This window comes from Solibacillus isronensis (genome assembly GCF_900168685.1).
Classification (GTDB): Bacteria; Bacillota; Bacilli; order Bacillales_A; family Planococcaceae; genus Solibacillus; species Solibacillus isronensis_A.
The window spans coordinates 141347-152289 of the sequence record NZ_FVZN01000006.1 but is presented as its reverse complement, the minus strand read 5'-3'; the positions used below and the strand labels follow the sequence as shown (position 1 = coordinate 152289).

At 39.0% G+C, this 10943-nt stretch carries 9 protein-coding genes, 6 tRNA genes and 1 rRNA gene; all 16 read left to right on the top strand.

Going from position 1 to position 10943, the window contains the following annotated elements; translation table 11 throughout:
- Nucleotides 1–167: 167 nt before the first annotated feature.
- The 16 genes from rrf to B5473_RS01870 all read left to right on the top strand — a co-directional run bounded on the left by rrf (nucleotide 168) and on the right by B5473_RS01870 (nucleotide 10295).
- A 5S ribosomal RNA gene (gene rrf, locus B5473_RS01945) occupies nucleotides 168–283 on the top strand.
- Between the two features lie 277 nt (nucleotides 284–560).
- The gene (locus B5473_RS01940) at nucleotides 561–1193 is read left to right on the top strand and encodes a FusB/FusC family EF-G-binding protein (protein WP_079523427.1); all 633 of its coding nucleotides are present in this window, start codon (nucleotides 561–563) and stop codon (nucleotides 1191–1193) included.
- A gap of 96 nt (nucleotides 1194–1289) precedes the next feature.
- Entirely contained in the window at nucleotides 1290–2576 is a 1287-nt protein-coding gene (locus B5473_RS01935) for an alpha/beta hydrolase (RefSeq protein ID WP_079523426.1), read from the top strand.
- Between the two features lie 164 nt (nucleotides 2577–2740).
- Nucleotides 2741–2816: transfer RNA gene (locus B5473_RS01930), tRNA-Asn, on the top strand.
- A gap of 130 nt (nucleotides 2817–2946) precedes the next feature.
- Nucleotides 2947–3021 (top strand) — tRNA-Glu (locus B5473_RS01925).
- Nucleotides 3022–3066: 45 nt separating this feature from the next.
- Nucleotides 3067–3142, top strand: a tRNA-Val gene (locus B5473_RS01920).
- A 30-nt stretch (nucleotides 3143–3172) separates the two neighbouring features.
- A tRNA-Tyr gene (locus tag B5473_RS01915) sits at nucleotides 3173–3256 on the top strand.
- Nucleotides 3257–3269: 13 nt separating this feature from the next.
- Nucleotides 3270–3344 (top strand) — tRNA-Gln (locus B5473_RS01910).
- A gap of 17 nt (nucleotides 3345–3361) precedes the next feature.
- Nucleotides 3362–3434: transfer RNA gene (locus B5473_RS01905), tRNA-Lys, on the top strand.
- Between the two features lie 205 nt (nucleotides 3435–3639).
- Entirely contained in the window at nucleotides 3640–4542 is a 903-nt protein-coding gene (rocF, locus tag B5473_RS01900) for an arginase (RefSeq protein ID WP_176141997.1), read from the top strand.
- Between the two features lie 150 nt (nucleotides 4543–4692).
- Nucleotides 4693–5256, top strand: a complete 564-nt coding sequence (gene sigW, locus B5473_RS01895) for an RNA polymerase sigma factor SigW (protein ID WP_079523424.1) — start codon at nucleotides 4693–4695, stop codon at nucleotides 5254–5256.
- A gap of 13 nt (nucleotides 5257–5269) precedes the next feature.
- The gene (locus B5473_RS01890; RefSeq protein ID WP_079523423.1) at nucleotides 5270–5884 is read left to right on the top strand and encodes an anti-sigma factor family protein; all 615 of its coding nucleotides are present in this window, start codon (nucleotides 5270–5272) and stop codon (nucleotides 5882–5884) included.
- 208 nt (nucleotides 5885–6092) lie between these two features.
- A complete protein-coding gene (gene cdaA / locus B5473_RS01885; RefSeq protein WP_079523422.1) occupies nucleotides 6093–6929 on the top strand; it encodes a diadenylate cyclase CdaA in 837 nt (278 codons plus the stop codon).
- Complete coding sequence (locus B5473_RS01880) at nucleotides 6922–7938, top strand: CdaR family protein (protein ID WP_079523421.1); 1017 nt, start codon at nucleotides 6922–6924, stop codon at nucleotides 7936–7938. The genes cdaA and B5473_RS01880 overlap by 8 nt, the downstream gene beginning before the upstream one ends.
- Nucleotides 7939–8018: 80 nt before the next feature.
- Nucleotides 8019–9371 (top strand): phosphoglucosamine mutase, encoded by a 1353-nt coding sequence (gene glmM, locus B5473_RS01875; protein ID WP_079523420.1) that lies wholly within the window; start codon nucleotides 8019–8021, stop codon nucleotides 9369–9371.
- Between the two features lie 399 nt (nucleotides 9372–9770).
- Nucleotides 9771–10295: a type 1 glutamine amidotransferase domain-containing protein gene (locus B5473_RS01870; RefSeq protein ID WP_079523419.1), complete on the top strand. Its 525-nt coding sequence runs from the start codon at nucleotides 9771–9773 to the stop codon at nucleotides 10293–10295.
- The last annotated feature ends 648 nt before the right edge of the window (nucleotides 10296–10943 follow it).

Sequence of the window (10943 nt, the reverse complement as noted above, 5' to 3'; positions counted from 1 at the left end):
TAGGTTCGAGGTGGAAGTGCGGTGACGCATGCAGCTGACGAATACTAATCGGTCGAGGACTTAACCACATTTTATTGCACAACTCAATGAAACGTTTATCCAGTTTTGAAAGAATGATTCTTTCTAAGGGTTTCAAGACACATTAGTGTATTGGAAGCCGATAATAGTGAAGTGATGATGGCAAAGAGGTCACACCCGTTCCCATACCGAACACGGAAGTTAAGCTCTTTAGCGCCGATGGTAGTTGGGGGCTTCCCCCTGTGAGAGTAGGACGTCGCTTCGCTCAAAAAGTGGCTGCTGATTTAGTCAGTAGTGGCTTTTTTATATTATTGAAGATTATATATATGCTACTATACAATATAAAGAGTAAACTCATAATACAATCAACCAAAGATGGAGTCTTAAATAATGACTGCCTTCTTTGGTTTTTCTTTTATTTGAATGAGATTAATTTGCATGCCTTATACCAGAATTGTTTTAGTAGTTGACCATTAAAGCAGAAAGAAATACGATTAATGAATGTAAAATGTCTTACAAGGCAAAACATTGGAGGAAGTAACATGACAGCACCATTTTTAACAGTAGTGGACTTACGATTAATTGAGCAACAAGTAAATAAAATACTGAAGGCTAAACTGGCATCAAACGACAAGAAAATTGTAGCGGCTGTACGGGAGCTGGCAATTACAGAGCTAAGAGAAAAACTGACGCATGTAAATGAAGATATTATTAAAGAAGTGGAAACGGTTGAGGATACTATCGGGGCAGATCTATTATTCCAAAGCTTAAAGTCATATACTATTCCATTTAAATCAATTTCCGAGCAAGGTTTGCAAAAGCTATTTAAAAAGGATAAAAAGCTGAAGTTACCTAAACTAGAAGTGATTGATTGGCAAGCAATCAGTTATCTGTCATGGGTTGATAAGGGGACAAACCGCCAATATATTGTACTGGAAAAGGAAGGTCAATATACGGCATTGCGTGGAGTTGTAGATGCCCACAATCCTATTAAAGGTGTCTGTTCGATTTGTAATCAGCACAGTTCAGTTCATTTGTTTACAGCTACAGTAAAGGGCAATGCTGATAATTATACATCTTACAGCAACTACATTTGTGATGACTCACAACTATGTAATCAAAAGGTCAGTGATTATGAAAAACTTCAGGATTTTGTGGCCCGTAATTTAATATGAAAATAAAGTCATCTTTATTGATGGCTTTTTATTTTGAAACTTTTTCCTTTTCTAACCGTAAAGGAAATTAAGAATCAAATTGGGGAGGGTTGAGCCATGAGAAAAATTGCTTATAGTTTAGCTGTTGTGTTATTGCTGTCATCTTGTAATAGTGAAAGTACAGATAAGCCAACAGCGGAAGAACAAACGAAGCAGGAGGTTGCGCATATGGAGGAAGCATTATTAGGAAAATGGCAGGGGATGATTGAAATTCCGCAGTCACCTCTTGAAATCATTTTAAATTTGGAAGAGTCGAGTGGAAGCATTTCTGTACCAGTACAAGGAATCAGTGATTATGCATTTGAATCAATTAAGTATAATGACTCGGATGTGGCCATCACCATTAATTTAGCCGGATCTCTTGTTAAAATTGCGGGGACGCTAAAAAACGAAACGATAGAAGGAACGTTTACACAAAACGGACAGACCTATCCTATTACGTTAAAGTCTTATACAGAGACACCTGTTACGTATGAGGAGCTATTGATTCCTGTTGCCGGCGGAGAGCTTATAGCAGCGCTGGAAACGCCTGATAAAGCTACGGGAGAGCTAGTTATAATCCATGCGGGATCGGGTCCTACAAATAAAGACGGCAATACAATAGGAGCTGGTTCGAATAATAGTTTAAAGATGATTGCAGAGAGCTTAGCGGAGAAAGGAATTGCTTCTATTCGTTTCGATAAACGTGGAGTCGGTGATAATACGGCATTAATTAAAAAAGAAGAGGATTTAACATTTGATGTCTATGTAGAGGATGTTAAATCTATTGTAGATTATGCTAAAAAGGATGACCGATTTAATGAAATTCATTTATTAGGTCATAGTGAAGGTGCATTAATAATGACCATTGCTGCTCAGCAAAATGATGTAGCCTCTCTAATTTCGGTAGCAGGTATTGGAAGACCGGCAGATGAAGTTTTAATGGAACAATTGTCAGCAAGCCTAACTCCGAATTTATTAGTGGAATCGGAAAAAGCATTGCAGCAATTAAAGGTAGGCAAAAAAGTAGAGACAGTCTCTGCCCAGCTCCAATCATTATTTAGACCGTCTGTTCAACCATATATGATTTCATGGCTTAAATACGATCCACAGCACGAAATAAGCAATGTTACCGTTCCAATTATCATCCTTCAAGGGAAAAAGGATATTCAAGTAACCGAAAAAGATGCGGAAAACTTACATGCAGCAAATAATGATGCGACAATACACTATTTTGATAAGATGAATCATGTGTTAAAAGATGTAGAAGGCGATCGAGACCAAAATCTTGCGAGCTATTACAACCCTGATTTACCGCTAACAAATGGTTTGATTGATGAGATTACTGAGTTTATAAAGCAGTAATGGAGGACAAATAATTCATTAAAATGAAGGTTTTCCAATGAAAGAGAAGCATAATAAATAAAATGTTCAAATTATTTCAAAAAACTACTTGTATAAATTTAAAACGTTGCTATAATAATAAATGTACGAAAGATGGCTTGTACATCACTGTATAATAGTAGCGTTCCGAAGTAGCTCAGTTGGTAGAGCATCCGGCTGTTAACCGGCAGGTCGCAGGTTCGAGTCCTGCCTTCGGAGCCATTTTTTTTGCCTTTTTGCTATTACAAAATAAACAATAAAACTTTTTCGAAAAAGTTTTAAAAAAAGGCTTGCACTATATAAAAAATGATGATATTATAAATCTTGTCTTAAAGAGAACAACTTATATAACGGCCCGTTGGTCAAGTGGTTAAGACACCGCCCTTTCACGGCGGTAACACGGGTTCGAATCCCGTACGGGTCACCATTTAAGGCTTCATAAAAAAATAAAGCAGTAACACTTGTTATGTATGGAGGATTAGCTCAGCTGGGAGAGCACCTGCCTTACAAGCAGGGGGTCGGCGGTTCGAGCCCGTCATCCTCCACCATTCAACTTTAACAGTGTTGCATCATTTGTCGGAGGGGTAGCGAAGTGGCTAAACGCGGCGGACTGTAAATCCGCTCCTTAGGGTTCGGCGGTTCGAATCCGTCCCCCTCCACCATCTATAAAATGTTTGGGGTATAGCCAAGCGGTAAGGCAACGGATTTTGATTCCGTCATGCCCTGGTTCGAATCCAGGTACCCCAGCCATTTTTTTTATTTTTTATGAGCCATTAGCTCAGTTGGTAGAGCATCTGACTTTTAATCAGAGGGTCGAAGGTTCGAGTCCTTCATGGCTCACTTTTATTTTATAAACTTAGAAGTGTACTTAAATATCAAATACAAAAATAACAATCCTTTACTTATTTATAAGTAAAGGATTTTTTGCGTATAAAAAGGGAAAATCGTTTAGTTGCTCGAAATTTCTATAGGAGGGTGAGCGGAGAAGAGAAAAGAATAGAATAGAATAGAAAAATTACATGACATGTTAGGGGATGCAGAAATGATGAATAAGAAAATTTCAATTGTAGGGGTACCATGTGATTATGGACAACAGCGCCGCGGGGTAGATATGGGACCAAGTGCAATTAGATATGCAGGGCTGCAACAGCGTTTGGCTGATCTTGGATATGAAGTAGAAGATGAAGGGAATATTCAGGTTATCGAGGGGGATGCAGCTGTACATAAAGATGAAAAGCTGCTTAATCTGGAAGAAGTAATTAAGGTCAATACAGCACTTGCTGAAAAAGTATTGAGTGTTGTAAATAAGGATTACATACCGCTTGTATTAGGGGGCGACCATAGTATTGCAATTGGCACATTGGCAGGTCTATCGATGAAATATAAAAATCAGGGCATAATCTGGTTTGATGCCCATGCAGATTTAAATACACCGGAAACAACCCCATCCGGAAATATTCATGGAATGCCCTTAGCAACAAGTATTGGGCTAGGTCATGAAAGGCTAACATCAATTTTACATGCAGAACCTAAAATCAAAGCCGAAAACATTGTTATAATTGGCGGACGTTCTATCGATGAAGGGGAACGTGAGCTCATTAAGTCCAGAGGCATTAAAATATACACTATGCACGAAATCGATCGCCTTGGAATGACATATGTTATGGAAGAAACGCTAAAATATTTTAACCAATTGAAAATAGACGGCCTTCATTTATCACTTGATTTAGATGCATTAGATCCTTTATATACTCCTGGAGTGGGGACACCTGTAGCAGGTGGGATCACTTATCGGGAAAGTCATTTAGCAATGGAAATGATCCAGGAATCAGGCTTAATGACATCGGCGGAGTTTGTAGAGGTGAATCCTATATTAGATGAACGAAATAAAACAGCAGATGTAGCGGTTGCCTTAATCGGCTCTTTATTTGGCGAAACTTTAGTATGATTATTGCGAAAAAATTCGATTGGTCGTTACGAAGTTTGTTATAATAAAGGCACATATTTATGGGTGGAAAAAATTTTTTAGAGAAAATGAAACCTTTTAAAAAGCAATCCGTATATATAGAACAGCTGAAAAGGTGGAGAGGAAAGACAAATGGATGCGTTAGTTAATAAAAGAATAAAGCAAGTGCTTAAAGGTGACCAAAACGCATATGCCGACATCGTTAACCTCTACCAGCACAAGCTGTATCAAGTGTGCTATCGAATGCTTGGAAATAAACAGGAAGCAGAAGATATCGCACAGGAGGCATTCATACGGGCCTATATTAATTTACATTCGTATGATCAAAATCGAAAATTTTCAACATGGCTTTACCGAATCGGAACAAATCTTTGTATTGACCGAATTCGTAAAAAGAAGCCCGATTATTACTTAGATGCGGAGGTAGCGGGAACAGAAGGGCTGGATATGTATTCTCAGATTGCCGCAGAGGAGCAGTTGCCGGAAGAGGCCGCCTTGCAGATGGAGCTTCAGGACCGAATACAATATGAAATTAGCCGCCTTCCCGATAAGTATCGATCGGTCATTGTATTAAAATATATTGAAGAACTGTCCCTTCAGGAAATAAGCGAAATTTTGGATATGCCTTTAGGAACAGTTAAAACGCGAATTCACCGTGGCCGTGAAGCGTTAAGAAAGCAGTTAAACAATTTGTAGGAGGAAGATACGCATGAAAACGTGTGCATCAGAATTCGTGGATTATATGCACGAATATTTAGATGGTGATATTAGTCGTGAGCATGAACAAATATTGAAGCAGCATTTACAAACATGCCCTGATTGCCAACAACATATGCATGAATTAAGTGACACGGTTGCGTTTATCAAGAGTGCAGCACATATTACTGCCCCTCCGCGCTTTGAGGATCAAGTGATAAGCCGTTTACCGAAACGCAAAAGTTCTGCCGGCATCAAACGTTGGTTCCGTCAGCATCCTGTACTTGTAGCTGCAGCAGTATTCTTTTTATGTATGAGTGCCACATTGTTAGGCAGTTTTCCGAATGACGATCAATTCTCTGTGACGAAACAGCCTAATTTAGTCGTTGAAGGGCAAACGGTAACAGTGCCGGTAGGTGAAGTCGTTAAAGGTGACATCGTTGTGAAAAATGGAGATATTATTGTCGAAGGGGAAGTGGACGGCAATATTACAGTTATCAATGGCAACTACATGGCATCTACGGCAGTCGTTACAGGGCAAGTAGAGGAAATTGATGAAATGTTCGAATGGCTTTGGTACAAAATTAAAGACGGCTTCAATAAAGCAATCGCTGTTTTTAATGAGTAATAACTCAGAACTATCATCACGATAATGAAAACAAGAAATAATATTTTCTTAATAAATCGGAACTTTTCTCAAAAAAAAGCCGTTCTAGTATAGAAAGAAAAGTCTACTCGTTCGGGTAGACTTTTTTCTGTTAGGAAAGTTAATCACTGACAGAATTGTGCTATACTAAAACCAAGATGGAATAGCAAGTAAAGGTGGGGGATGCCACATGCAAATAATTGAGCAATTTACAGACATTGCTGCTGTAGATATGATTTTTAAAGTACTGGACGTACTGCTTGTCTGGTATGTAGTTTATAAAGCATTGACCCTCATTAAAGGAACGAAAGCCGTTCAATTATTGAAAGGGTTATTAATTGTTGTGTTAGCGAAATTTGCTACCTACGTTTTCGGTCTAGACACCCTTGATTGGTTATTGCAAGAAGTAATTGATTGGGGTTTCTTAGCAATTATTATAATATTCCAGCCGGAAATTCGCCGGGCCCTTGAGCAAATCGGACGGGGTAAGATTTTCCAACGAACGAATAACCAGCAGGAAGATGAGCAGACACGCTTAGTCGAGGCGATGAAAAAATCTGTAAGTTATATGGCAAAACGCCGAATTGGAGCACTTATTTCGATTGAAAAAGATACAGGATTAAATGAATATGTAGAAACGGGCATCAAGATGGATGCCGCAATTTCTTCTGAATTAATGATTAATATTTTCATCCCAAATACACCGTTACATGACGGGGCCGTAATTATACAGAAAAACCAAATAGCCGCTTCGGCTTGTTACTTGCCATTGTCGGAAAGTGCATTTATTTCCAAAGAACTTGGTACACGTCACCGGGCAGCACTTGGGTTAAGTGAAGTAACAGATGCAATTACAATTGTTGTATCCGAAGAAACAGGTGCGATTAGTATAACAGCTAATGGTAATTTACACCGTAACCTTACTATTACAGAATTTGAAGAATTACTGCGCAAACTGTGGTTTGGTCCTGAACAAGATTCTAACTTAGCATCTAAGTGGACTTGGGGAGGGAAAAAGAATGGATAAAATATTTGATAGCTCATGGATGCTCCGTTTAACCGCTTTGTTTTTAGCGGTGGCACTATTCCTGTATATTCAAACAGAAGAAAAACGTGAAACGGATTCGAGCACATCCAATGAAACAGATGTCATCACAAATGTGCCATTGGAAGTGTACTATGATTCTGATAATTTATTTGTTACAGGGCTCCCTGAAACGGTCGACGTAAAAATTTCAGGTCCGAAACAAATTGTAATGAAAACAAAGCTTGAAAAGGATTTCAAACTTTTTGTCGATTTAAACTCATTGTTAATTGGTGAACATAGCGTTACAATACATCAAGAAAACTTTTCGGAAAAACTGGATGTATCAATTGAGCCAAGAATAATTAATGTAACAATTGAGGAAAAGGTTACTGAACAGTTTCGTGTAGAACCGGAAATGAATAACCGTCTTTTAGCTGAGAACTTCGTACTGAACGAGATGACGGCAGAACCGTCAAAAGTAGCGGTAACAGGAGCAAAGAGTGTCATTGATAACATAAGTTATGTAAAGGCGACGGTTTCAGGCGAGAAAGATGTAAATAAATCATTTGAGCAAGAAGCGGCTGTAAAGGTACTAGACCGTGATCTGAATAAGCTCGATGTCAGCATTAATCCGGATAAGGTCAATGTAAAAGTAGAAATTAATGAATATAGTAAAGAAGTCCCGATTAAGATAAACGAAATTGGGGAACCAGTAGAGGGGCTTACAATTGACAGTTTATCCCCGGAAAAATCAAACATAACGGTATATGGTTCGAAATCTGTAGTGGATTCATTAAAAGAAGTTGCCGTAGACGTTGATGTTTCAAAAATTAAAAAATCCGGTCCTTACGAATTTAAAATTGAGCTTCCAACAGGGGCTACCAAGTTATCACATGAGAAACTAACGGTACGCGCAACTGTGAGTGGAGAGCCAGTTCGTGAACAGGGAAAAGATAGTGAAGCAGATACAGATACCGATTCTAATAGTGAAGATACAGATGGAAACTAACTATCAATAACAAGCAATCCACTTTAGGTGGTAAATTTAAAAACGTATGGTATTTCAAGCGTTGAAGGAGAGAAAAAGTAATGGGTAAATATTTCGGAACAGATGGCGTTCGCGGTGTCGCAAATAGTGAACTAACACCAGAGTTGGCATTTAAACTAGGCCGTATTGGCGGCTATGTGCTAACGAAGGATGCTAAAGATCGCCCGAAAGTATTAATTGGACGCGATACACGTATTTCTGGGGAGATGTTGGAAGGTGCACTTGTTGCAGGTCTTCTTTCAATTGGAGCAGAAGTTATGCGTTTAGGTGTAATTAGTACACCAGGTGTAGCGTATCTTACACGCGTCATGAATGCTGAAGCAGGTGTTATGATTTCAGCATCTCATAATCCTGTCGCAGATAACGGCATTAAATTTTTCGGTCCAGACGGCTTTAAATTAACGGATGCACAAGAAGAAGAGATTGAACGTATTCTTGATGCAGAAGAAGATACATTACCACGTCCAGTAGGTGCTGCTGTTGGTTCAGTAACAGACTACTTTGAAGGTGGACAAAAATATATTTCATACTTAAAACAAACAGTTGAAGAAGATTTTGAAGGATTACATGTGGCATTAGACTGTGCGCATGGTGCGACTTCTTCTTTAGCAACACATTTATTCGCAGATTTAGAGGCAGATATTTCAACAATGGGTGCTTCACCGGATGGACTGAACATCAATGAAGGTGTCGGTTCAACACATCCTGAAAAATTAGCTGCATTTGTCGCGGAGCGCGGCGCGGATGTCGGTTTAGCATTTGATGGAGATGGCGACCGTTTAATCGCTGTAGATGAGAACGGTACGATTGTTGACGGTGACCAGATTATGTTCATTATCGGAAAATATTTACACGCAAAAGGCCGCTTAAACAAAGGCACGATTGTTTCTACAGTTATGAGTAACATGGGCTTCTACAAAGCGCTTGAAGACAACGAAATGACAAGTGTTCAAACAGCAGTTGGAGACCGCTATGTTGTGGAAGAAATGCGTGCAAATGATTATAACTTAGGTGGCGAGCAATCGGGTCACATCGTATTTTTAGATTACAATACAACAGGCGACGGTTTGCTTACAGGTATTCAGCTAGTGAATATTATGAAAGCAACAGGCAAGAAACTTTCTGAACTTGCAGGGGAAATGACGATTTACCCGCAAAAGTTAGTGAACGTACGTGTAACAGATAAACATGCTGTAACACAAAATGAAAAGGTTGCCGCTGTCATCGCTGAAGTAGAAGCGGAAATGGCAGGCAATGGTCGTGTATTAGTTCGCCCTTCAGGTACAGAGCCTTTAGTGCGCGTTATGGTCGAGGCAGCTTCAGAAGAGGCTTGCGAAAACTATGTAGCACGAATCGCAGATGTAGTACGTACAGAAATGGGTTTAGCTGAATAAATTATAGAGACAGCACCGGAAGTGATGGAGACATTGCTTCCGGTGTTTTTTTGATTTGTGATGGATTTTCTAATATCCGGTTTAGAAGATCTAATATAACTAAAAGAGTTCTAATAAACATCCGTTCTTCTAAAAAAAGTACCCAATGTTCTAAAATGTTATCCAAGTATTCAAATATCCATGTGAAACTTTCGAATATCGAATGCAACTCTTCTAAAAAGGATCACGAAATTAACTCCAAACGACAAAACAACCTTTTTACCGCTTAAACCCAGTTATAAATTTTACCATTCTAATGAATACTGAAACTGTTCTACTATTTGCGGTAAATATGTTTCATTTTCAAGAATTCGGGGAAACAAAATACAGTATCCTAATAAGACGAAGGAGTGTTTTACATTGGCTAAAATTGCAACATTAATTACTGACAAGTTTGAAGATGTGGAGTTCACAAGTCCGAAACAGGCACTAGAGGCTGCAGGGCATACAATTGTAACAATCGATAAAGAAGGTAATAAATCGATTACAGGTAAAAATGGCGAAGCAACAGTTCAGATTGATAAAGGGGTAGCAGAGGCGAACCCGCAGGACTTTGATGCGTTATTTATTCCAGGTGGTTTTTCACCGGATTTACTGCGTGATGATGAGCGCGTTGTAGCATTTGCAAAGTATTTTATGGATGAAAAGAAACCTGTCTTTGCAATTTGCCATGGACCACAGCTGCTAATTACAGCGAAGTCATTAGAGGGACGAGATGCGACAGGTTATAAATCGATTAAAGTCGATATGGAATATGCAGGGGTAAACTTCCATGATGAAGAAGTATTTGTTTGTCAAAAACAGCTTGTAACAAGCCGTACACCGGATGATTTACCGGCATTTAACCGAGAAATTGTAAATTTATTAGAAGAGAAGGGGCTTTAATCGAGCTCTTTGCATACGATAGAAAATAGTGCATATCCCGTTTTGATGTCATGTGGAGTGAGTCTTGTAATCAGTGGGAATGACAACATTACTGCTGTTACAAACTTCATCTCCCCCAATCAAAACGGGATGTTTTTCTTATGGGGAGAAATTCACAGATGTAAGGCAACAGCCGCACTATTTTTAAGAAAAAATTTTTTCTGTGAAGCGCTTACAATGATAGCGTAGGATTGACGGTGAAATTGTTTATGTGTATGATGTAAATGCTCAGCAAAAGGAAATCGTTGAGCTGCGCAAAAGGGGAGAAAATCGCGCATACAAAATCGGAAAACAATTATAGCGCCAGAACTAAGGAAATCGAGCGGACATAATCCTTAGTTGACGAGGTGGAGGTTTATCGAAATTTCGGCGGATGCCTCCCGATCGCACATGCCCGGTTGTAACTTTCGTTTTAAAACAGAGAAGTGATTTTCTGGACAGAAAAGCGAAACGGCATACAATTAAAAATAATATTTAGCTACATCACCTTTTAAATAAAGAGCAGGAATGTTAACGATGCGTGCTAGCTTTGCTAAACGAGAGCAAACATCACCATCGAATTAACTTCCGTAAAGCGCACTAGGCGAAAAAAGGTAGATTTCGTAGTCT